Genomic DNA, 21,825 nt, shown 5'->3' with positions numbered 1-21,825 from the left:
AGGATGAAGGGGGATCCAAGGGCGTCATTGCGAGGAGCACTTCTAGTAACCTTTATAATTAGGGTAGTTCATCGTGCGACGTGGCAATCTCTTAAGGAGTACGTGGGTTAGTATTGGGTTTAACTGGAATTTACCCCAGCTCTCGCTTCTCGGCTCTCGTTTCTCGGCTCTCAGTTCTTGATTCTTGGTTCCCCGATACTCGGGGCAGGCTTTGGTTCTAAAAAATAAACCACAGTAAAATGAAAGTTATAATCACATTGATACTAACATTCCTGATGGCTTTTCCATCGGGTGCGAAGACTATCCGACTTAAGCAAGGGCAATCTATACAAGAAGTGGTAGATAAGGCTGCTGATGGGGATACTTTGCTTTTGAGTGCCGGAATATATCAGGAAAATGAAATAGTCATCAGAAAACCTTTGACCATTTTGGGTGAATCGTACCCAATCATTGATGGGCAAGATAAGGGGAATATATTTTTGGTAGCCGGTGAAAATATTCACATTAAGGGTATCAAAATCATCAACACCGGAAAATCCAATATGGAAGACTCTGCTGGAATCAAGTTTTTTGATTCAAAATATTGCAGTGTGGATAACGTGCAATTGGAAAACACCTTTTTTGGTCTTCATTTTTCTAATTCTTCCAACATGACTATCACAAATAATCATTTGGTTTCAACTGCAGAGAAAGAATACCAAACCGGAAATGGTATCCACCTCTGGAAATGTAAAGACTCGCATATCGAAAAGAATTATGTGAAAGGACACCGGGACGGAATTTACCTAGAGTTTGTCACCAACACTGTCAGTCAAGGTAATTTCATAGAAGAAAATAACAGATATGGTCTACATTTTATGTTTTCACATAATAATAGCTATATCAGAAACACTTTCAAGAAAAATGGTGCCGGAGTAGCCGTCATGTACACTAAAAATGTACTGATGAAAGAAAATATTTTTGAAGAAAATGAGGGTCCAAGTTCTTATGGTATCCTGCTCAAAGATATCAGCGACAGTGAAGTTGTCGGCAATATCTTCCGTAAAAACACGATTGGTATTTATATGGAAGGAAGTAGCAGGACCCTTTTCGAAAACAATACTTTCAATGCCAATGGCTGGGCCATTAAGTTGATGGCAAGCTGTGATCAAAATACTTTTGAAGCCAATAACTTCTTCGCCAACACTTTTGATATCAGCACCAATGGGAGTTTGGTTTTGAACAAACTTCAGAACAATTATTGGGACAAATACGAGGGGTATGATTTGGACAAAGACAAAATCGGTGATATTCCATACCGACCCATTAACCTTTTTAGCGTCATCGTCGAAAAAATACCCTCAGCTGTAATACTCTGGAGAAGTTTTATGGTAACTCTTTTGGACAGAATGGAAAAAGTCATTCCTTCCATTACTCCTGAAAATATGTTAGACAACACTCCTAAAATGAACCCTTATGATTTCGGTACGAAACATCCATAAAAAATTCGGCAAACTTGAAGTTCTGAAAGATTTCAATCTGGAGTTTGAATCAGGCAAAAGTTATGCATTGATGGGACCAAACGGTTCCGGAAAAACAACCATGATCAAAATAATCCTTGGTATGGTCATTCCCCATTCAGGTGAAGTATTTGTCAAGGGTGAATCTATCAAAGGGAATTTTGCTTACCGGGCGAAAATCGGATATATGCCTCAAATAGGAAGATACCCTGACAATATCAGAATTGGGCAACTATTTAGCATGATGCAGGACATGAGACCTGGAATCAAAGATTATGACCTTGACCTGATAGAAGCATTTGGGCTTGACAAAACCATGGACAAACCCATGCATACGCTGAGTGGCGGAACCCGTCAAAAGGTAAGTGCTGCGCTTGCGTTTATGTTCAAGGCTGATATTCTGATCTTGGATGAACCCACTGCAGGTCTTGACCCGATGGCGGTAGAAACCTTGAAAAATAAAATCAAAAAAGAACGGGATGCCGGCAAACTCATCTTGATCACCTCCCACATTCTCAGTGAATTGGATGAACTGAAAGATCATGCCATCTATATCAACGAGGGAGAAGTCTTCTTCAATGATACCATTAACAGCCTAAAGGATATCACAGGAGAAGAAAAATTCTCAACAGCCATAGCCAGATTGATGGAATGGAGTTTAAAAAAAAAGAAGAAAATAACTGATTTGAGCCATGTTTAAGTTACTGAAATATTCGCTTTATGATATCGTGAAAAGTAGGTTTGCGATACTATATACCATCTTTATGGTTTTGGTGGCCGTTTCCATCTATCAGGTATCCGAGGACATGAGTAAGGTCTCTTTAAGTTTACTTAATATCATGTTGATGATTGTCCCCTTGATAGCTGCGGTATTTGCTACCACACATTTTTTCAATAACCTGGAATTCACCGAGCTGATGCTTGCGCAACCTGTTAAGAGACGTGATGTTTTTTTGAGTCAGGTTTTGGCAGTGATCATCATGCTCAGTGCAGCTATCGTGGTTGGATTTGGAATTCCCATGGTAATATGGGGTGCAGACAGCACTGTTCTCATCTTATTAGGCATAGGAATAGCCCTCAGCGTAGTCTTTGCAGGATTGGCTTTTCTTGCATCGGTACTAACCCGAGACAAGGCCAAGGCCATTGGTATCAGCTTATCATTTTGGATTTATTTCTCGTTGATCTATGATGGACTTGTCCTGTACCTGATTTATAGTTTGGCTGATTACCCGTTGGAAAAAACCACTTTAGGATTGGTCTTCTTCAATCCTGTTGACCTTGGGCGAATTATCATGTTGATGCAGTTGGATATCTCCGCACTCATGGGATATACCGGAGCCTTTTTCCAGAATTTCTTCGGATCGGCAAAAGGTATATTACTCTCTTCAGCGATGATGTTGATTTGGATGCTTTGGCCATTGTTAGTGGCGATGCGGGTTTTTAGGAAAAAGGATTTTTGAAAGGGATTTAAGATTACTTGAAGAAGTTTCCAAAACCTTAAAAAAAACTCAATTTTTTCAATCAAACCATGTTTTGATATTTCTCCAAAAATTCACGAGGACTCAAAATTGGAATCCCTTTAAAAGGGTTCAATTCCAATAAATCAGCATCGCCTGTAACAATGCAGGTTGCTTTTGCATCAATTGCCAAATTCAAAAACATATCATCCTTTGGATCTCTACAGATGTGGATATTGGAGGAAACCTCAACAAACAGAAACCTTGACCTCAACGACTCAATAATTCTTATTCTGTCTTTAATTGAAAAATACCTATCAAATTTCTTTCTTAAAATAACCTCATTCAATTCATTAAAAACATTTTCCGAGAAAACAGGCGCCCCAATTAATAAAGATTTTTTTAAGACTTCCGCGTTAGTTGAAAAAGGTGATAACACTGCACTGATAATTGTATTTGTATCTAAAACAAACCTACTTATCATTCAAAATTTCATTTAGTATCTCATCATTGAATCCTTTGTTTTCTGCTTTTTTCCTAATGCCTTCAAGAAATGGCCAGAAATCCTCTTCTTTATTTTCAAAAAAAATATCCAATACTTTTTCAAAAGCATCCGAAATCTGCTTTTTGGTTTTTCTATTTGAACTGTTCCATTTTTCAGCGGTCACTTTATCCACCTCTAATTGTATCTTTTCCATAGCCATTAATTTTAACCCAAGATACGAATTTTTCAAAAGACTCTCTCTCCTCGGGGTTTGAAATCCCGAGAACAGATAACTGAAATTTGTAATTACAATTGACCCAACCCTAAAGAGAACTTGGACTACAAATCCTATTTATATGTAGTTCGCTACCGAACCTTCGGTAACGAACAGCAGTAATCCTAAATTGCATTTTTTCATTCCATTTCTTGATTCTCGGCTCTCGGCTCTCACAACTTGTTTCTTGACTCGATCAAACCTCCACCAACTTCCACTTCCCCCTCCTAAATACCAAAGTACTCACCACAGCATGCAGAGAATGACTAACGGCAATAGCCACAAATACGCCTGTCGCACCCATTCCCAATGTTTTCGCCATAAAGTAGGCAAATGGAATCTGAAAGCCCCAAAGTACAGCCAAATTGATGATGGTTGGAGTCCTGGTATCACCTGCCCCATTGAGGGACTGACTCATGACCATGCCATATCCAAAAAACACATAACCCAAACAAATAATAGTCAAACCCAATCTTCCGACTTCAATCACATCAGGTTGCTGATTGAATATTCCGATAAAAAAACCGGCCCCTCCAATAAAGATTATCGAACAAAATCCCAGGAAAATAGCCGTATAATGTGCGGAAAGCCATGCAGATTTTTCAGCCCGTGCAGGTTGTAATGCACCTAGATTTTGTCCGACAAGAGTTGCCGAGGCATTGGATAATCCAAAGGCTGGTAATAGCGCAAAAATGATCAACCTTATTGCAATCGTATATCCTGCCAAAGCCACAGAACCCGATTCTGAAATAATCCTCATCAGGAATATCCAAGAAGCAGATTCAATCAGGAATTGCCCCATGCCTCCGGAAGCCACTTTGAGAATAGTCCAGATGGTTTTCCAGTTCATCTTCAAACTTTCCCAATAAAATTTGATAATGGATTTGCCATTGAAAAGAATATAAAATTGATATATCACCCCTATGCCCCTACCTGTAGTTGTCGCCCAAGCGGCACCTTCCAATCCCATGGCAGGGATAGGTCCCAGCCCAAAAATCAGAATAGGATCAAGAACAATATTAAATGCATTTGCTATCCATAATGCACGCATCGCAACAGCTGCATTACCTGCCCCTCTGAAAATACCGTTGATCAGAAAAAGCAGCATCACGCAGACATTTCCGCCAAATATCACCTGCGTATAACGATATCCCATTTCAATGACGTCGGATTCTCCGCCCATGATTGCCAGCATATTTTTGGCCTGGTACACCCCCAAGACCGCTACAGCAACAGCGAAAAAAGAGCAGACGATGATCGCTTGAAAGGCCGCAGTAGAGGCCTCTTTAGGTTTTTTCTCTCCAATTCTTCTTGCCACAATAGCTGTCGCCGCCATACTCAGGCCGATGGCAATGGAATAGATAATTGTCAGCACTGATTCTGTAAGCCCTACGGTAGCAACAGCATATACGCCAAGCTTGCCGACAAAGAAAATGTCAACCACTGCAAACAAGGACTCCATCACCATCTCCAAAATCATGGGCACAGACAGATAGAAAATGGCTTTTTTGATGCTGATATTGGTGAAGTCTTCTTCAAGACCCCTAACAGCTGATTTGAAATGTTGAATAAATTTTTTAAGTGTCATGTATGAAGGATTTATCCAAAAATGGAATTGGAAATAACCTGCAGTAAGTGCGTACGCTTGCAGGAAAACTGACCGGAGAAAAATTAAACCTTCATAAGGCTTTAAAATTGCAGGAAAAATTCTCAAATAACAAGACCCAATCGGAGAAAAAATTCTTGTTTTATAAATATCTCAGCTTGTCACGTCCTGAATTTACTTTATACTTTTTTCAATCGTTAGAGATTCTTCACTTCTCTGTAGGGTTAGTTTATTATTTATTACTTTCGATTAGCTCATTCAGAATAACGGACTGTTTATCGGACATCGGTCAGCTTTGTTCTTGGTTCTTGCCTCTTGTATCTTATCTTGCCCCATTATTCCAAATTATGCAAAAAATTCAAATAGCCCTTCTATATCTATTCCTCCTCACATTTCTGTTAATTGAAACTCACGCCCAAACGCACTTTGATTGGTTTGAGATATCGAAGTTTGTGGATGGGGATACATTTTGGATTACCAATTCCAAAGGTGAACAAGAAAAGATCAGATTGATAGGCGTAGACGCACCTGAAACCAGAAGAAGTGGGAAAAAGGAAATCGGGTATTTTGGCAAAGTAGCCGCCGCCTATATTGTAAAGTTATTGGATAGTAAAAAAATACGGTTGGAATATGATGTGGGCAAATATGACCGGTATAAAAGAACATTGGCCTATGTCTATCTTGAAGATGGCACTTTTCTGAATGCACATTTGATAGAAAATGGGTATGCAATGGTCATGACTGTGCCCCCAAATGTGAAATATTCGGAACTATTTATTAAGCTTCAAAGAGAAGCAAGATTGAAAAAGAAGGGATTATGGGCAAAACCATAATCCCCTATCTTATTTTTCTTCGATGACTTCTATCAATGTTTCTGAATTTTGCTTTTCGTCATAGCCAAATTCAGGCTTCATTTCATAAGTCCTGAACGGCTTATATTTCATAATCCATAAAAATGGCACCAACAAAAAGATCCCTCCTATCAATGCCCCTACATCCAATTCCTCATCTCTGGAAAATGATGTATTGAAAGGCTGATAACCTTCTTTTTCCAAAGTTACAATTGTGGTACTGCTCACTATTTTGGTGTCTCTGTAGGCATAGGGTGTATTCCCCATATATTCCCCATTTAAATAGACCTTGGCATTGTCCGGCCTGGATTGAATCATCGTGGTGCTGCCACATCCTGCCAAAAAAATTGTAGCCGATAGGATGATGGCTAAAGCCTGAATTATTTGTGAATTTTTCTTCATGAAATGTATCATTATGTTATGGGTACAAAACTAAAAATTATTCTCGTCTATCTGAAATTTGTGATAAGTTTCTAGGAAAAATTTGGACGGGTCGAAGGTACTGTAGGTAGGGGAATCTAACTTTTCCGTAATTGCGAGTCCCCAAAGTTTTTAAATTGTTCACATTTGGTAATGACATCAAGTTACCCGCTAGGCAGCCGTCATCCTGAGTTCTGAAGCTACTTCCTCACCAATATCACCCCGCCAAAGGACGGTAGATCAACTTTAATGGAATGATCCTGTCCCTCAAATGCACCTTCAATCTGTACTCCCACAATGGTGGTATCCGAAAAATCCTCATCATATCCTTTCCAACCACTATTGAACTTTACATCAAGTTCAGCATCAAATGGAATTCCGATTTGATAACCAAAGTACTCATTGCTTGAGAAATTGAGAATGACAATAACCGGTCGATCCTGAAAATCCTTATGTGTTCTGCTAAATGCCACCACCAGATTATCCTGATGAAAATGAAGGGTTTCAATTAAATGCCCTGTCAAACCAACCAACTCTTCATTTCTTCCCGACCGCATCCAGATCAAATCCCTATACATCTGGGTAATTCCATGGTTTTCCATTAATTTTCCCCAATCCAAAGCCATCGCATCCGTAAAATAACCTTGCATATTGAATTCCTGCCCCTGAAAAATCATTGGGATTCCTGCTGAGGTAAACAGGGTAATGGCACCCAATGTGGATTTTTTCTTGGCATATGCTCCATCGGCATAGCCTGGATCAATCTCCTCAGGAAGCCTGGAAGAACCATTGGCTATTTCATCATGGGACTCTGTAAATATTATCCTTTGAAAAACATCATTGTTAAAGGAAAAATACAGCGATTCCAAAATCAATTGAAGATTCCTGTGTTGGTCATCCACTTCCAATAAGACCCTTTTGACATAATCCGAAAAACCCAAACCCCATTGTGAATGGAATCCAAGACCGTTTTTGGAAATAGGCGCTGTGACCATGGAATCTGCTTTCAGGTCTTCTGCGATCAAAATTTTATTAGGAAACTTAGCGCTGATTTCGCCATTCAGATTTTGTATAAAAGAATACCCATCCTCCAATATTGTCTTGTCATATGGATCATCATATCCCAGAAACCTTATCATTGCAGTGGCATCAAACCTCAAACCGTCACATTGATATGCCTGAAGCCACATCATGGCATTATCCCTGATATAGCTTCTTACTTCCTCTCTTCCATAATCCGGCCTATTGTCTCCCCATGGCGTTTTTGCCCTGTCATCATTATAAAAATAAATACCACCAAGCCCATTCTCACTCCATCCATCAAACTGCCAGAGATCCATATCTGATGGGCCGAAATGATTATATACCACATCCAATATTACTGCTATTCCCCTGATGTGGGCCTCAAATATGAAATGTTTCAATCCTTCCGGACCTCCATAGGCCGTCTCCACTGCAAATGGATGGGCAGGGTTATAGCCCCATGAACTGTCACCAGAAAACTCCATTATCGGCATCAGTTCAATGGCATTGATACCCAATTCCTGTAAATAATCCAATTTATCAACAGCGGAGTAAAATGTACCGACTTCTCCATCTCCGAAGCCTTCTCTGTTGAAAGTCCCAATGTGCATTTCATAAATCACCAATTGATTGAAAGGGGCAATTTGGAATTGATGGTCCTGCCAATCATTGTAAAGATCATAAACCACTGAATTGCCATTGCTATGGGTCATTTTCCTGGCATAAGGATCTGTTTTGGACAATCTTTGATCTCCATTGATGATGAGAAATTTATACTCATGGCCAGATTGGGCCTCATGGACATGAAGCGCCCAATAACCATCTCCCTCATGATCCAGCGGAAACTGTTCCTCCCTCCAATCACTGAATTCACCCATGACAAAAACCCGATCAGCATGGGGTGCCCAAACTCTGAAAGTGACACCCTTTTCGCCCAAAATTGAGCCCATTCCTTCCCTTTTTTCATTTTCCATACCTTCCTTAATTTATTGATCAATCACTTGATGGTTATTTGCATTCACTTCCCTTTTCCAGGATTATTTCTTTTTCCTTGACAACCATGGCAAAATCCTCCGGTTGCACTTTTGGATTATATCTTTCTGCATAAACTCTTGTAAATGCTGCACCATAAAACAAAATCAAACAGGAATAGGATACCCATAAAAGCAATAAAACCACTGAACCCGCCGCACCATAAGTTGATCCAGGGTCCGAATATCCAAAATAAAAGCTCAGGAGCGTTTTGCCTAAATTGAATAACAAGGAAGTAATAATTCCTCCCAGCCAAACTGAGGCCCACCTAATTTTCATATCAGGCATAAACCTGAAAATCAAAACAAACAAAAGAGCTAAAATTCCCGTGGCAAAGACAAAATCCAACAATCTTGCAAAAATCATATAGGCTGGTTCCCAAATACTGGACAGGAATCTATTCAACAATGTCAGCGCCGTGGATACCACAAAACTGACAATCAAAAGAAAGGCGATGGCTGTAACAAAAGCAAGGCTCAAAGCCCTGTCTTTAATGATTTTCCAAAACCCAGCGTCAGGATCGATTTTAACGTTCCATATTTCATTCATTGAAATCTGCAACTGGTAAAAGACCCCTGTAGCACCAAAAATCAATACTCCAATTCCTATCACAGTGGATATAAAAGTCCTATCATCATTTTGGGTGCTTTCCATGACAACTATCAGCGAGTTGGCAGCATCAGTACCAATGGCCTCGGATATTTCCTCGGTGATTTCACCTCTAACGATTTCCGGCCCCCAAACTGCCCCTACGATATTGATGATGATGATCAGCAATCCCGGTAAGGACAATACAGCATAATAGGCCACAACGGCCCCCAATCTCCATGGGTTATTTTGGTTCCAAATCTTCCCTGCTTCCCAAAATAATCTCGGTAAATGCCTGACCTTAAATTTTTCTTTCTTTATCATATACTTTTCTGTTAGATCTGGTGATCTGTATATAATATGGTTATACGCTTCTTTGCCAGTAACCCAATATCCTATTACAAACCGGACGGAAGACCGAAGTTTGAAGTCCCATGCCTGCAAGCAGGCAGGGATGTACCGGACATTTCAGGCTCCTGCGAAGAATTATATCAAATTACCATTTTATTGGCATCATTGCGTACATACATAAATAATCTCCTATATCAAAGATAATCTTAATACATATAAAAAATGTAAAATAAAAGCCGATTAGCCACATTTATGGTTCAATTAGCTTTGTAATTTGTCAAAATTTATTAGGAATTCTATTCGGCTAAAAGCCTGATGGATTTTTCAAGACTATTCATCTCATTGTAGGTAGATGTCTTGAAATCACCCCAAGATTTTGTATCTATAATAACATGACCATTTACCTTGGTTTTAATTTTCAGATTTGTTTTTTTTAATTCATAAAGGCTCTGATCATATTTCAATTGAACAGCGTTGACTTCAGATTTGAAGTCCTTTTGCATTTCATTCAGATCTTCCACATTCTGACTATACCTGGTATCAATGTCTGCATTATGGTCAATGTATTCCAACAAGTCGTCGGCTCTTTCCATATTTGCTAGTGGATTTATTTTTACAAGCTCCAAACTATCCTTCTTGGCACTACTCTCCAAATCATTCATTTCCTTGGCATTGGGATGTGAGCAACTGAATAGGCCAAATACCACCAAGCTACTCATAACTACTATTTTCAAAATATTTTTTTTTAATCTTTTTCATTTGTAATCTGTTTTTTTCTTTAATAAGAAAGTATGCTTTTCATATCGTCACTCACAACTTATTTTTTGAGAATCAAATCACTTTGCTTTCTTACTGATATAATCTTTCTCATCTTTTACTTTTCCAAGTAAATAATTTCCCCATTCCGATGCTTTTTCTCGGCTCTTAACCCTGTTTTTTTCATCGGAAAGATATACTGCTAATACTCCTGCCCCAATCACCATCATTGTGGTTTTTAAAAACCTGCCTAATTTATTTGACTTCTCTACTTTCATATTATTATTTATTGATTTAATTTTTTATCTGATCAAGTCCAGAATTACCTAGGTAAAAAATGCAATTCAAGTGTTTCTGCATCCTCTTTCATTTGCTGACAAAAGACATAATGTCGGGCCATTTATAAATTCTTCACAGCCTTGTAGATAAAAGGCCTAAAGCGCCAAGATCACTATTATACTTTTTTTCATTGCTTTTTTTTATATACAAATCTATTGAATTAAAAATATATTTTTTTATAATAATTTTTATATAAATTGTATATTTAACTTAAACAAATATTATATAATTAAATTTAAATTAAATAATTTAATATAATTGCTGGAAAAAAAATGTGCAACAAACATTGTTCGTTGCACACCTAAAGATAATTTTAACCTTTTTCAATCAGCAATGCTGAATGCTATCCAATGGCCAAGAAATTATGATTTAATATTATCACTTTTCTCTTTAGCTGCTTCTGCATGTTGAAGGTGTGTCCTCAAACCTGGAAGTTTTTCAGTAGCATAAGCTCTGATTTTAGGATCTTCTGAATCAGTAGCTGCTTTTTCATATAATTCAATTGCATCCTCATGATGTTCAACCATCATATCTGTATAAGCTTTCCCAAAATCATTTCCAGTTTCTTCGTTAAGACTTTTATAAGCATCTCTAGAATCTTCTGTAACTGATGCGGGAATTGAAACTGACTTTGATTGAGCCAATGCCTTAAGTTCTGAAAGGGATTTGCTATGATCTTCTTCCATCATTTTACCCAATTCTTTGACATGGGGAGAATTGCCTTTTTGTTGTGCTAATTTTCCCAAGCTGATTTCTTCCATTTGCATTTCAGCTGCATCCATCAAAAACTGAGCATCGTTATCGTTATCGATCACCACAGCTGTTCTATCGTCATTAGTCAACTTAGAGATGTTTTCTTGTTCTGCAACTTCCATTGAATCAGTAGTTTTATTTTCAGAACAAGATGTGGCAAATAACAGTAGCCCTGCCAAACCTAAGGAAGGGATAAGGATTGATTTAAAATTAATTAGATTTTTCATAGTATTAATTGGTTTAGTTTTCATAAAATAAGCAAGGGATTAGCTAAAATCCCTTGCAAATAACATTGTTGGGATTTTACCAGTGAACTTCTTCACCATGGTTAGTTTTCCAGTTTTCTTCTAGGTATTTGGCATCTTCTTCATTTTTCGGCGTTACCGTAATGACTACATTGCCTTCTTTGATTCCAGATTCGTATAATTTCGCTCTAGCTTCAGGAATACCAGATCCCACCAAAGCACCGATAAGCCCTCCGGCGGCTCCGCCAGCACCTGCTCCGACCAAGCCAGCTACCAAAGGACCAGCAACCAGAATTCCCAATCCAGGAATTACCACACTTGTACCAATAGCCGCGATGACACCCACAATAGCACCTACAGTACCACCAATGGCAGATCCTTTACCTGCATGTTCAGCTGCTTTGGTCCCTATTTCGGTTTTTTCTGAATGATTTTCGTCATAATCTTTCTCACGGGTTTCTTTGGACATGATCAAATTGATTTCGTCTTTTGAATATCCTCTTTCGTGAAGCGTATTGTAAGCCCTTTCTGCGCTCTGACGGTCACGAAACATTCCTGTCAATACTCTTTTATCAGATGATCTTTTATTTAGACCTTCATTTCTATCGGAAGTTCCTCTATCCAGGATTTCATTTTCATTGCGTTGATTTTCCATTTTTTTTTATTTAGTATTATTTGATTGTGATTCTGTTTTTTCAATAATTAACTGCATTGGCCTAAAAGAAAATATATGATTACAAAGACGACTATCGTCCCTAAACATCCACCTCCCATTTTTTTTGCACCGTAGCCTGCTATCAGACCTTTGAAAATATTGTTCATGACATTTTTTATTATACAGCTTCTTCAGCGGCATCTACGTTGACAGCTTCCATAGCAACATCAGATAATTTCAAGTCTGCTTCTTTTTCTTCCTGAAGTGTGGTTGCCAACAATTTCTCTACCTCAGTCAATTTCAATGTTTCGGCAAACTGTCGAAGTGTACCATAGGTTGCAATTTCATAATGCTCCACTTTTTGTGCAGCAGAGATGATTCCTGCATCACGCATTGATCCTTCCTCACATTCCTCCATAATACCTGAAGCCTCTTCAATCAATCCTTCCATAGCGTCACATTTTTTCCCTTCAGCTTTTACTTTAATTAAAGAGAAAACTTTTTCCAATCTGGTAATTTGTTCCTTAGTCTCTTCAAGATGTGATGTAAGAGCCTTATCCAACTCCTCTGAAGTGGCTTTTTTGATCATCTTAGGAATGGCTTTTATCAAAGCTTTTTCTGCCCAATAAATGTCCTTTAATCCATCCTCAAACAGTTTCATCAGTTGGGAAGATTGCATGGAAGATTTATTGTCTGATTTGGATTGCTTTGATCCATTGGATTTTGGCGAACTGGTTTTTTTACTTTCCATTTTTTTGTGGGTATTGGTTGAGTTTAATTATTTCTTTTTGTCAAGAAGACATATTCTATTTTGACACTAGAGATTCTTTTTGCTCTCTTGATTTTTCATTGTCCTCATATACTGACCAACTCATAACCCCATTTGAAGGGGCAGTTGCTTTTTCTACCTTTTCTTTCCTTTCTGCACTCAATTTTTTATTGGCGGATTGAACCGATTTATCATTGCGGTTGGTGCCTGTTGCTTTTTCATCCAACAAGCCATTGGTATCCCTAACATGTTGCACGGGATCCTCTATGGTCTGCCACTCTTCTCCCATCAATGGACTTTTTCCTTCGTTCCAAGGTCCTTTGAAATCTTCACCTTTTGACATATTGAAGTATTTGTTGCTGAACTTGGGGTCACTTTCCAAAATCCCGGGAGGGAAGTTTGGTTTGATAGTGTCTAATGCCGCTTGGAAATTCTGGTAATGGGCTACTTCTCTGGTCATTAAAAATCGAAGTGATTCTTTGACATAAACATCGTCAGTAAATTTCATTAGGTTTTCATAGACCATTTTTGCGCTTGTCTCTGCACCTAGGTTTAAGCGTAAGTCAGCAGTCAAATCACCCATACCCATAATGTAGCTTGCACTCCATGGATTTCCTACACTATCAGTCAGGGTGGGAGTTCCGCCGCTCACGATGAAAAAATGTGGGTTGACCATGGCATCGTTGATGTAGGTTTCCTTAGCTGCCTGACCATCCAACATTTTGGTTAAGTCTGACTCATCAGCTGCATTTTTGAGTTCTCCATTTACTCCGGTAAGCAACATCTGAATAGTTGCACCGACTATTTCGAGGTGACTGAATTCCTCAGTAGCAATGTCCATCAACATGTCATATTTGTCAGGAAAGGCTTTTCTACAGCCGAATGCCTGAACAAAATATTGCATTGCAGCTTTCAGTTCTCCGTTAGGCCCGCCAAATTGCTCAAGCAATAATTTGGCAAAACGAACATCAGGTTTTGAAACTCTTGCATTAAATTGTAGTTCTTTTACGTGATGGAACATTTTTTTATGGTTTAGTTAAAATGAGTATTTGATAATTTTGAATTCCTTAAACAGGAATATAAATTTTGAATGCTTCTTGTTTTCTTTATCTAAAAATCCAGCTTTCGAAAAAAGAATGATTTACCTTCATCAAGCTCTCTGATGCACAGATGTTGGAACACTTACTTCTTTTGATCAGGATCATCATTCAACTTTGAAATGACTCCTTTTTTCTTATCAGCAGGCCCTATTTTATCCTTTTCATTTTGGTCTGGATTGTCATTCAACTTTGACAATACACCATTATTATGGTTTGGACTTTCCTTTTTGGTCTTATTCATAATACTGTTTTATGGAATTATTAAATTTATACAATACAAAAGTCAGGATTTATATATCAGAATAATTACATATTATTTTGAATATATTATGAAATTAACAGTAATAACCTCCTAAAAATGATCTCAATACAGAATAAAAATTTTGAAAAAACCGGATAAATTCTCATTTATACGCCAAATTCCTATGCATTTATCATTTTGTTATGTCTGATATGGGTGGAGACACTTAGAATGGCATAGGGGAATTCATACCATGACTCAAAGTCATGGCATCAACCTATTCTTAATTCAAAAATCAGCTTGAAGTTGGATAATAAAAAACGAATGGCTGGAGGTATTTATTTATTTTAATTGGGCCTGTCTCAATTCTCTCATATGCTTAAAATATGATGGAGTCAGCCCTGTTACTTTCTTGAATTGATTGGAAAGGTGGGAGACGCTGCTGTAATCCAATTTATAAGATATTTCGGTCAGGTTGAGCTCATTGTAAAGCAAAAGTTCCTTTACTTTTTCAATTTTATTGAAGATGATAAATTGCTGTATGGTTATTCCCATAACGTCCGAGAATAAGTTAGATAGGTAGGTATAATCGTATCCCAGCCGATTGCTAAGGTATTCTGAAAAATTCACTTTTAGTACACTATCTGAATGATGAATCAAGGCGACCACCTCACTTTTAATTTTATTGATCAGGATATTCCTTTTATCTTCAAGCAGTTCTAGTCCTATTTTTTTCAAATTGGTTCTTAGGCTTTCCATCTGTTGTTTGGAAATACTTTCCAACAACTCAACCTCTCCCAAGTTGACATTGACATACTTGATCCCCAAATCCCGCAGTTCTTCCTTCACCACCATGATGCACCGGAGGCTTACCATGTATTTGATATGTAATTTCTGATTTTCCACTTGGTATTGATTATTTCAATTACTATGCGTTTAAAAGAAAATTTTCTTTATTAAATGGGGGATCTTGATAAACTTTAGCATTGATGATGGCTTTTTCCAGTACTCGCTTCAATTTTTCAAAGCTATTGGGTTTGTGAATGTAAACATTTGCACCATGAATAAAAGTCTGTTCCATGTCCTTTTCGCTTGATGAGGTCGAATAAATGGCTATTGAAACATTTTTGAACCTATCGTCAGCCCTGATTTCCTTGAGGCAATCCATGCCGGTTTTTTGCGGCATATTGATATCCAAAAAGAGAATCTGGGGCAAATCCTCAGATTTGGTACTGTGCATAAGGTTCATCAATTCCATACCATCATTGACTGTTTCAATGGTAATTCCAGATTTTAATTCAAAAAATGCCTCTTTGAATAACAGCCTGTCCGCTTCATCATCATCTGCGAGTATAATTTTCAGGAGGTTATTCGTCATTTTTTTGATGGTAGGTATATATCAAAGATAGTTCCTTTATTTGATTCACTGGTAGCATTAATGAATCCATTGTGATTATCCACAACTTTTTTGACAATTGCAAGACCTATCCCTGTCCCGGGATATTCGTCTTTACTATGGAGTTTTTCAAAAACCTCAAAAATTCTTTTGCTGTACTCTTGATCAAATCCTATCCCGTTGTCTGAAAAGGTAATATGACAATAATATTTATGTGTTAAGTGTTCCATTGTTTTGATCTCTTCCAGTTTTTCAATTTTGGAGGAGATATTGATCTTGATAGGTATCTTAGGATTGGAAAATTTCAATGAATTGACGATTAGGTTATTGATCAATTGCCTGAACTGAAAGGGGATAACTTTAACTTCACACATTTCTTGCAATTCAATGACTGCGTGTTTGTTTTCTAATTCTTCTTTCAATTCACTTTCCACGTCCTTCACAATATCCTCAAGCTGATGCGTCTCAAATTTTCTTTCTGCACTATTGAGACTTGAAAAAGTCAATAATTCCTCTATCAACAATTGCATCCTATTGGCTGACTGCTGCATGTGCTGAAAATAAGTCTTCCCACTTGGAGATAGATTTGACAATTCTTTTTCCAGTATCCTGTCCGCAAAAGTTTGGATCTTCCTGAGTGGCTCTTGCAAATCATGACTGGAGACATATGCGAAAGCCTCAAGTTCCTTGTTCATTTTTCCAAGCTCATTGTTTTTTTCTTCCAGAGATTTATTGGAATGGTCCAGTTGTCTGGTTCTTTCCTTTACTGCTTTTTCCAATTCTTGGCTATAATGTTTGGAATCCTCAATATCCTTTGTAAACACTTCCAATTCCTTTTTTTGTAGCCTTATAGTGTCGGTAATATCATTGAAAGAAAGTAAGATCAATTGCTCTCCATGACTTTTTTGGATGATGCGGTTGGCATTGAGTAAAAAGACCTTTTCCCCAATCCTTGGAAAATAGTGGGTGATTTTGAAATTAATGAAAGAGGAATCTTTTGGGACAATGTGCTCGAGCAATTCCCTCAGGCTTGGTATATTCCATTCTCCTTCTTCCAGTTCAAACAAAATTTTACCCTCGATATTTTCATTTTTTAAACCGAATGTTCTAAAAAAGGAATCGTTGGATGTTTTTATCCTAAAACCACTATCCAATACAATCAAGGGTTCGTGCAAGGTTGAAATAATGGCCTTAGAATAATCGTATGATTCACTCAAGAGGTCATTCCGCGTTTGCAGTTCCTGATTGGTAGTGATCAGCTCCTCATTGGAAGATTCAAGTTCCTCTTTGGAAGTTTCCAGTTCCTCATTGACTGTCTGTAGTTCTTCGTTGCTGGATACAATTTCCTCATTGGCACTTTGAAGCTCTTCTATAAATCCCTCCTGTTCGTGGGCAAGTTCGACGGCATCTTCATGTGAAGAAGCCAATTCTTCCTCCAGCTGATTGATCCTGTTTTCTTGAAACTTGACCTGCTTGGTTTGGCCATCACCATTTCCTTTAAATTCCCCCAAGCCCAATACCTGCTCATGATTGGAGAAAACCACCAGCATCATTTGTTCATCCGACTCCAGTTGTAGTGGAGTCACCTCAATACTGATGATAAATGGGTTATTGTTAATTTTTATTTCAATTCCCCCTTTTCTGAGTCGCTTATTAGTTTTAAAGGATTTGGAAATCAGATTTCTCAAATGAAATGCAATATCCTTCCTGACCAGCTTGAAGATGTTCAGTGATGCCTTTCCCGACACATGGCTAAAATACATGTCTGTATTGCCCCTGAACTGTTTGATTTCATGCTGCTGATTGATCACAACAGATGGTGGCAAAAAATCAGAAACAATAATGGCATCTATGGCCTTTGCAAGTCCCATACTACCCTGTTTAGCACTAATTTCTGGGAAACTGGAACTTGTTTCCTGATGGTTTGATTGGTTGGGAGGAGGAATCTCTTTCTTGGGCATTTTTTTGTATGGCAATGTTAACAAGACATTATCTGAATCGCTTTTTTTCAAATAGATTTTATATTTCTTGTCGAGTTGGGTGAATAAATGAATGGAAGAACTGATTGTCTCGGCTTTTCCCAGCATCAAATAGCCAGTATCATTCAGTGCATAATGGAAAGTCGTAAGTGCCCTTTTCTGGGCCGGTGTATCAAAATAGATAAACAGGTTTCTGCAACTGATAAAGTCTATCTTTGAAAATGGCGGGTCTTTAAGCACATTGTGCGTCGCAAAGACACAGATATCCCGGATTGATTTGGCTATTTTGTAATTACCTTCATGCTTGGAAAAGAAACGCTGCAATCGTCTTGGATACACAGATTCCAGCTCACTTTTGGTATAGATTCCAATCCTAGCTTTACTGATGGCCTTTTCACTCAGGTCTGTGGCAAACATCTTGATGGGAATTGGTTTTTCCATCTTTTCCTGAACTTCCAGAATCATCATGGCAATGGAAAAAGCTTCCTCACCCGAGGAGCAGGCCGGCACCCAGACGCGAAGGGATTCCCCTTGATTTTTTGATTTCAGGAGTTTAGGTATCAGAACCCCCTTCACATATTTATAGGTATCAGAATCTCTGAAAAAACTGGTCACATTGATCAATAAGTCCTGATAAAGAATATCCAATTCTTCTTTTTTATCATCAACCAAAATCAAATAGGTTTTGAGGTCCTCTATCTTATTGAGTAACATCCTTCTCAAAATCCTCCTTTTGATGGTCCTCATTTTGTAAACTGTGAAATCGACTCCTGTCATTTGAAGCAGACTGAAAAGTATGGCCCTCAGGTCAGGATTGGAATCTGCTATTTGATCCTCCTCTCTGCCCTTTCTTTCGGTATTGATGATAAGCGGATGTTTACTCAATTTGTTCAATTCCAGGGCAATTTCTTTTGGAGACAATATAAAATCCACAATGCCTGCTGAAATGGCCGATTTGGGCATGCTATCAAATTTGGCAGAACTATCTTGCGCAAAGGTGAGCCCTCCTTTCTGCTTGATCGACTTCAATCCTATGGTTCCATCAGATGCACTTCCACTCAAAACGACACCAATGACGTCTTCATGATGAGAATCCGAAAGGGAAGAAAAAAGAATATCGATTGGAAGATTGAATTTGGGACTTTCGGGTCTCGGTTTTAGGAATATATGACCATTTTGTGCAGAAATCTCTTTGTCAGGAGGTATGATGTAAAAACAATTAGGACTTATCAGTTCTTTGTCCTCTACCTCCTTTACCTCCATAGAAGTGAGTTTGGACAGCAGTGGAGCAAGCATACTCTTATGGTCGGCTTTGAGATGCTGAACATATATAAATGCCATGCCCGTGTTAGGGGACAAATTTCTCAACAATTCAGAAATAGCTTCGAGTCCTCCTGCTGAGGCACCGATTGCTACTATTGGAAAAACAGGTTGATCCTCAACCTGATTTGAAACAGAATCCTTGACCTTGAGCTTATCTGCGGATTGTTTCATGATTACATTGTAAACAGGGAAGAATTAAATTATTTGAAGATTTAAGTGATTGAACTAATGATCATCGGAAAGATAACATTAATACGCTTGCGTTCCGAATCCTTTAAAAAGGGTTAAGAAGATATCTGTAATATATATAAAAAATTTGGTATTCTTTTACAAAATTTTACCTGAAAGGTGTGATAAATGCAAGGAACAGGGCTAATAATATAATAGAATTTAAATTTGATTTTGGATCTTTCTTCACTAAAAAAATCCCTAGAGAATTAAACATTTGGGATGACAATCAAAAAGGTTAATATAAAATAGAAATCCGTAGAAAATGGAACACCTTACACGAATTTTCAATACCAGGGAAGAATTCAAATTGGCCTTAAAAACAATACAAGCTAGAGGTTATCAATCTGATGAGATAAAAATAAATCGCCACGAAGAAATAGATAACGAAGAAGAAGATCAAGTTCAATTTCAAAATTCTGGAAATGCTACGCTAAGAAAATCGATCAAAGGATTAAAATTGGGAGTAATTTCAGGCGCAATCATTACGGGTGGCGTTGTTGGGTTGATATTGCTTTTTTCTGAAAGCGGCTACTCTCTTTCACCTATAGCCACTTTGGTAACTTCCCTGGCCGTAGGTGCGGTTTGGGGTGGCGTTCTTGGGTTTATGCTGGGATCGCTTTTTCCTTTGGATTCACACAATCCTAACACCAAACATCCCATTCCAAGGAATTTTTCCATCAATTTTCTACCACACAATGTTGAGGATGAGCTTTATTTCAAGGATAAATTGCAAGTAGCTTTTTAATGCATCTGTCCTTATGATTTCATAGCGCTATCCGCTTTTTTTCTTTTCAGTGCTTCCATATTTAAAGATTTGTTCGATGTCCGATGACGGATGTTACAGGAATTGAATCATTTTTTTTTATTTTCCACCAATGAAAAAATCTTTTAACTCCACACTTGAAAATTTTCATACATCGCTTTGGCAGTTTCATACCCCTGTGCCGGAGGATATTGCTCTTTCCTTTATTGAAGGAGATAACAAGAGAATTCTCTGCCAGCTGAACAAACTCAGCCCCTATCCTGCCGCTTTGATGAAATGTAAGGCGTACTGGTATATTCTGATTAATAAATCATTGAGAGCGCAACTTAAAATAGAAGAAGGTGGAAAATTGATGGTCAGTCTTGAAAAAGACCATTCAGAATATGGGCATGAGATGCCCGAAGAATTACAGGTGTTATTGGATCAGGATGATCAGGGAAATGAGTTATTTCATGCACTTACAAAAGGAAAACAAAGAAGTCTTGTCTATCTTGTCACTAAGGTCAAAAATTCAAATTCAAGACTGAATAAATCCCTTGCAATTATCGAACACCTCAAGGACGTAAAAGGCAATCTGGATTTCAAGATGCTCAATGAGAAAATCAAGTATTACAATAATTTGGGGAATGTTTGGTAAAAATAGACGGAAGACCGAAGACGGAAGACGCGAGGGAGAAGGTTTTTTTACGTCTCTGCGAGTTTATAACATTTTGAAAATGTTCAGAAAAGGAATGACATCAAGTGGCCGCCTGGCAGCCGTCATCCTTCTCCCGATAGTTATCGGGAGAAGGATCTCATGGGGTTCTTAAAAGCAATAGAATTTCAGGCAATTATGCTCATATCAATAGGAATGCGGCTTTAGCCCATTCATATATAAATGGAAAATACCAATAGGCTTTAGCATAAACAGAAAAGTAGGAAATAAGATCGGGAATTATGTTTGGCTAAAGCCGGGGGATAGGAGACCTCTTTTTTTCCTCCCGCTAAAGCAGGAGGCAATTGATTGGTAAGCTAAGCTTAATTCCTCTGCCTTCAGCAGTTTGCTCCGATTACATCATTGCGAACCGGATTGGCTGGCTTTATGGTTTTAACAAAATAATAATGGAACCACAAAAGTGTACAAAAGTTACTGAATATCAACTTTTAGTGATAGGGTCTTTTAATCCCTTTTGTTTCTTTTGTGGTTCAAAATTAAACTATGGCAAAAATAAATATCAGACAATTGCAAAAGGGGGAAATGCCGCCATACGCTCTATTGGAATTGGCGGATCCTTCGAGGCGGATGATAGATTCATACCTTCCCATTTCTGAAATTTACCTCACCGAATCTGGTGATAAAATAATCGGGGTCTATGTCTTATTTCCTCTTGACCAAAAAGAAACCATTGAGATCAAGAATATTGCTGTACTCCCTGAATTTCAAGGAAAAGGCATAGGGAAGATGATGCTTGGACATGCCGAGGAAATCTCCAAAAACATGGGATTTTCGAAACTTCGTATCGCAACAGCCAATACAAGCATCGCTCAATTGCGGTTGTACCTTATTCAGGGTTTTTTGCTTATCGAAATAATCCCTGATTTTTTTATCGATAATTATGAACTACCTATCTTTGAAAATGGAGTACAGTGCAGGGATTTGATGATTTTGGAAAAGGAAATTTGATGTGAGGGGGCAAATTGTCCGATGTCC

At 38.1% G+C, this 21,825-nt stretch carries 23 protein-coding genes; 7 read left to right on the top strand and 16 right to left on the bottom strand.

From position 1 onward, the window contains the following. Window positions 1-239: 239 nt before the first annotated feature. Genes ACEW8U_RS12635 through ACEW8U_RS12625 form a run of 3 tightly spaced genes read left to right on the top strand, consistent with a single transcriptional unit; the run spans window position 240 to window position 2,959 of the window. Window positions 240-1,481 carry a nitrous oxide reductase family maturation protein NosD gene (locus ACEW8U_RS12635; protein ID WP_373522410.1) on the top strand — a complete coding sequence of 414 codons (1,242 nt, stop codon included), beginning with the start codon at window positions 240-242 and terminating at the stop codon, window positions 1,479-1,481. Then, window positions 1,456-2,199 (top strand): ABC transporter ATP-binding protein, encoded by a 744-nt coding sequence (locus ACEW8U_RS12630; RefSeq protein ID WP_373522409.1) that lies wholly within the window; start codon window positions 1,456-1,458, stop codon window positions 2,197-2,199. The genes ACEW8U_RS12635 and ACEW8U_RS12630 overlap by 26 nt, the downstream gene beginning before the upstream one ends. Then, on the top strand, window positions 2,192-2,959 hold the full coding sequence (locus ACEW8U_RS12625) for an ABC transporter permease subunit (RefSeq protein WP_373522408.1): 768 nt from the start codon (window positions 2,192-2,194) through the stop codon (window positions 2,957-2,959). The genes ACEW8U_RS12630 and ACEW8U_RS12625 overlap by 8 nt, the downstream gene beginning before the upstream one ends. Window positions 2,960-3,020: 61 nt before the next feature. Here ACEW8U_RS12625 and ACEW8U_RS12620 read toward each other — a convergent pair whose 3' ends face one another. The 3 genes from ACEW8U_RS12620 to ACEW8U_RS12610 all read right to left on the bottom strand — a co-directional run bounded on the left by ACEW8U_RS12620 (window position 3,021) and on the right by ACEW8U_RS12610 (window position 5,302). Continuing rightward, a complete protein-coding gene (locus ACEW8U_RS12620; RefSeq protein WP_373522407.1) occupies window positions 3,021-3,440 on the bottom strand; it encodes a putative toxin-antitoxin system toxin component, PIN family in 420 nt (139 codons plus the stop codon). Continuing rightward, on the bottom strand, window positions 3,430-3,654 hold the full coding sequence (locus ACEW8U_RS12615) for a hypothetical protein (protein ID WP_373522406.1): 225 nt from the start codon (window positions 3,652-3,654) through the stop codon (window positions 3,430-3,432). The genes ACEW8U_RS12620 and ACEW8U_RS12615 overlap by 11 nt, the downstream gene beginning before the upstream one ends. Before the next feature lie 256 nt (window positions 3,655-3,910). Continuing rightward, window positions 3,911-5,302 carry an MATE family efflux transporter gene (locus tag ACEW8U_RS12610; protein ID WP_373522405.1) on the bottom strand — a complete coding sequence of 464 codons (1,392 nt, stop codon included), beginning with the start codon at window positions 5,300-5,302 and terminating at the stop codon, window positions 3,911-3,913. 365 nt (window positions 5,303-5,667) lie between these two features. Here ACEW8U_RS12610 and ACEW8U_RS12605 point away from each other — a divergent pair, with 365 nt between their 5' ends. After that, the gene (locus ACEW8U_RS12605) at window positions 5,668-6,153 is read left to right on the top strand and encodes a thermonuclease family protein (RefSeq protein ID WP_373522404.1); all 486 of its coding nucleotides are present in this window, start codon (window positions 5,668-5,670) and stop codon (window positions 6,151-6,153) included. A gap of 9 nt (window positions 6,154-6,162) precedes the next feature. On the opposite strand, the gene ACEW8U_RS12600 is transcribed toward ACEW8U_RS12605, so the two are convergent. The 13 genes from ACEW8U_RS12600 to ACEW8U_RS12540 all read right to left on the bottom strand — a co-directional run bounded on the left by ACEW8U_RS12600 (window position 6,163) and on the right by ACEW8U_RS12540 (window position 19,312). Further along, window positions 6,163-6,573: a PEGA domain-containing protein gene (locus tag ACEW8U_RS12600; RefSeq protein WP_373522403.1), complete on the bottom strand. Its 411-nt coding sequence runs from the start codon at window positions 6,571-6,573 to the stop codon at window positions 6,163-6,165. Between the two features lie 218 nt (window positions 6,574-6,791). Next, a complete protein-coding gene (locus tag ACEW8U_RS12595) occupies window positions 6,792-8,588 on the bottom strand; it encodes an alpha-amylase family glycosyl hydrolase (RefSeq protein WP_373522402.1) in 1,797 nt (598 codons plus the stop codon). Between the two features lie 34 nt (window positions 8,589-8,622). Beyond that, entirely contained in the window at window positions 8,623-9,558 is a 936-nt protein-coding gene (locus tag ACEW8U_RS12590) for a YihY/virulence factor BrkB family protein (RefSeq protein WP_373522401.1), read from the bottom strand. Window positions 9,559-9,881: 323 nt separating this feature from the next. Beyond that, on the bottom strand, window positions 9,882-10,319 hold the full coding sequence (locus ACEW8U_RS12585; RefSeq protein ID WP_373522400.1) for a hypothetical protein: 438 nt from the start codon (window positions 10,317-10,319) through the stop codon (window positions 9,882-9,884). 102 nt (window positions 10,320-10,421) lie between these two features. Continuing rightward, window positions 10,422-10,619, bottom strand: a complete 198-nt coding sequence (locus tag ACEW8U_RS12580; protein ID WP_373522399.1) for a hypothetical protein — start codon at window positions 10,617-10,619, stop codon at window positions 10,422-10,424. A gap of 423 nt (window positions 10,620-11,042) precedes the next feature. Then, the gene (locus ACEW8U_RS12575) at window positions 11,043-11,660 is read right to left on the bottom strand and encodes a DUF4142 domain-containing protein (RefSeq protein WP_373522398.1); all 618 of its coding nucleotides are present in this window, start codon (window positions 11,658-11,660) and stop codon (window positions 11,043-11,045) included. A gap of 76 nt (window positions 11,661-11,736) precedes the next feature. Beyond that, on the bottom strand, window positions 11,737-12,333 hold the full coding sequence (locus ACEW8U_RS12570; protein WP_373522397.1) for a hypothetical protein: 597 nt from the start codon (window positions 12,331-12,333) through the stop codon (window positions 11,737-11,739). Window positions 12,334-12,511: 178 nt separating this feature from the next. Continuing rightward, entirely contained in the window at window positions 12,512-13,084 is a 573-nt protein-coding gene (locus tag ACEW8U_RS12565) for a ferritin-like domain-containing protein (protein WP_373522396.1), read from the bottom strand. Between the two features lie 55 nt (window positions 13,085-13,139). After that, entirely contained in the window at window positions 13,140-14,123 is a 984-nt protein-coding gene (locus ACEW8U_RS12560) for a manganese catalase family protein (protein WP_373522395.1), read from the bottom strand. A gap of 161 nt (window positions 14,124-14,284) precedes the next feature. Continuing rightward, the gene (locus ACEW8U_RS12555; RefSeq protein WP_373522394.1) at window positions 14,285-14,443 is read right to left on the bottom strand and encodes a hypothetical protein; all 159 of its coding nucleotides are present in this window, start codon (window positions 14,441-14,443) and stop codon (window positions 14,285-14,287) included. Window positions 14,444-14,785: 342 nt separating this feature from the next. Then, window positions 14,786-15,349: a helix-turn-helix domain-containing protein gene (locus ACEW8U_RS12550; protein WP_373522393.1), complete on the bottom strand. Its 564-nt coding sequence runs from the start codon at window positions 15,347-15,349 to the stop codon at window positions 14,786-14,788. A gap of 22 nt (window positions 15,350-15,371) precedes the next feature. Then, complete coding sequence (locus ACEW8U_RS12545) at window positions 15,372-15,821, bottom strand: response regulator (RefSeq protein ID WP_373522392.1); 450 nt, start codon at window positions 15,819-15,821, stop codon at window positions 15,372-15,374. After that, entirely contained in the window at window positions 15,818-19,312 is a 3,495-nt protein-coding gene (locus tag ACEW8U_RS12540) for a CheR family methyltransferase (protein WP_373522391.1), read from the bottom strand. The genes ACEW8U_RS12545 and ACEW8U_RS12540 overlap by 4 nt, the downstream gene beginning before the upstream one ends. Window positions 19,313-19,634: 322 nt before the next feature. On the opposite strand from ACEW8U_RS12540, the gene ACEW8U_RS12535 reads away from it, so the two are divergent. The 3 genes from ACEW8U_RS12535 (at window position 19,635) to ACEW8U_RS12525 (ending at window position 21,798) form a co-directional block, all read left to right on the top strand. Beyond that, window positions 19,635-20,117, top strand: a complete 483-nt coding sequence (locus ACEW8U_RS12535) for a hypothetical protein (protein WP_373522390.1) — start codon at window positions 19,635-19,637, stop codon at window positions 20,115-20,117. A 130-nt stretch (window positions 20,118-20,247) separates the two neighbouring features. Next, complete coding sequence (locus ACEW8U_RS12530) at window positions 20,248-20,772, top strand: YdeI/OmpD-associated family protein (RefSeq protein WP_373522389.1); 525 nt, start codon at window positions 20,248-20,250, stop codon at window positions 20,770-20,772. 561 nt (window positions 20,773-21,333) lie between these two features. Further along, window positions 21,334-21,798, top strand: coding sequence for a GNAT family N-acetyltransferase (locus ACEW8U_RS12525; protein WP_373522388.1), 465 nt, complete (start codon window positions 21,334-21,336; stop codon window positions 21,796-21,798). Window positions 21,799-21,825 lie beyond the last annotated feature (27 nt).

The organism is Aquiflexum sp. (genome assembly GCF_041751335.1).
GTDB lineage: Bacteria > Bacteroidota > Bacteroidia > Cytophagales > Cyclobacteriaceae > Aquiflexum.
Note: the sequence above shows the minus strand (reverse complement) of the source record. Positions and strands in the feature narration are given on the sequence as shown.

Bases quoted from the DNA above. Each gene is read 5' to 3' on its own strand.
- ACEW8U_RS12570 (WP_373522397.1), bottom strand. From the start codon at position 12,333: ATGGAAAATCAACGCAATGAAAATGAAATCCTGGATAGAGGAACTTCC.
- ACEW8U_RS12600 (WP_373522403.1), bottom strand. From the start codon at position 6,573: ATGAAGAAAAATTCACAAATAATTCAGGCTTTAGCCATCATCCTATCG.
- ACEW8U_RS12635 (WP_373522410.1), top strand. From the start codon at position 240: ATGAAAGTTATAATCACATTGATACTAACATTCCTGATGGCTTTTCCA.
- ACEW8U_RS12530 (WP_373522389.1), top strand. From the start codon at position 20,248: ATGAAAAAATCTTTTAACTCCACACTTGAAAATTTTCATACATCGCTT.
- ACEW8U_RS12630 (WP_373522409.1), top strand. From the start codon at position 1,456: ATGATTTCGGTACGAAACATCCATAAAAAATTCGGCAAACTTGAAGTT.
- ACEW8U_RS12610 (WP_373522405.1), bottom strand. From the start codon at position 5,302: ATGACACTTAAAAAATTTATTCAACATTTCAAATCAGCTGTTAGGGGT.
- ACEW8U_RS12605 (WP_373522404.1), top strand. From the start codon at position 5,668: ATGCAAAAAATTCAAATAGCCCTTCTATATCTATTCCTCCTCACATTT.
- ACEW8U_RS12580 (WP_373522399.1), bottom strand. From the start codon at position 10,619: ATGAAAGTAGAGAAGTCAAATAAATTAGGCAGGTTTTTAAAAACCACA.
- ACEW8U_RS12590 (WP_373522401.1), bottom strand. From the start codon at position 9,558: ATGATAAAGAAAGAAAAATTTAAGGTCAGGCATTTACCGAGATTATTT.
- ACEW8U_RS12525 (WP_373522388.1), top strand. From the start codon at position 21,334: ATGGCAAAAATAAATATCAGACAATTGCAAAAGGGGGAAATGCCGCCA.
- ACEW8U_RS12565 (WP_373522396.1), bottom strand. From the start codon at position 13,084: ATGGAAAGTAAAAAAACCAGTTCGCCAAAATCCAATGGATCAAAGCAA.
- ACEW8U_RS12595 (WP_373522402.1), bottom strand. From the start codon at position 8,588: ATGGAAAATGAAAAAAGGGAAGGAATGGGCTCAATTTTGGGCGAAAAG.
- ACEW8U_RS12545 (WP_373522392.1), bottom strand. From the start codon at position 15,821: ATGACGAATAACCTCCTGAAAATTATACTCGCAGATGATGATGAAGCG.
- ACEW8U_RS12620 (WP_373522407.1), bottom strand. From the start codon at position 3,440: ATGATAAGTAGGTTTGTTTTAGATACAAATACAATTATCAGTGCAGTG.
- ACEW8U_RS12560 (WP_373522395.1), bottom strand. From the start codon at position 14,123: ATGTTCCATCACGTAAAAGAACTACAATTTAATGCAAGAGTTTCAAAA.
- ACEW8U_RS12625 (WP_373522408.1), top strand. From the start codon at position 2,192: ATGTTTAAGTTACTGAAATATTCGCTTTATGATATCGTGAAAAGTAGG.
- ACEW8U_RS12615 (WP_373522406.1), bottom strand. From the start codon at position 3,654: ATGGAAAAGATACAATTAGAGGTGGATAAAGTGACCGCTGAAAAATGG.
- ACEW8U_RS12540 (WP_373522391.1), bottom strand. From the start codon at position 19,312: ATGAAACAATCCGCAGATAAGCTCAAGGTCAAGGATTCTGTTTCAAAT.
- ACEW8U_RS12535 (WP_373522390.1), top strand. From the start codon at position 19,635: ATGGAACACCTTACACGAATTTTCAATACCAGGGAAGAATTCAAATTG.
- ACEW8U_RS12575 (WP_373522398.1), bottom strand. From the start codon at position 11,660: ATGAAAAATCTAATTAATTTTAAATCAATCCTTATCCCTTCCTTAGGT.
- ACEW8U_RS12555 (WP_373522394.1), bottom strand. From the start codon at position 14,443: ATGAATAAGACCAAAAAGGAAAGTCCAAACCATAATAATGGTGTATTG.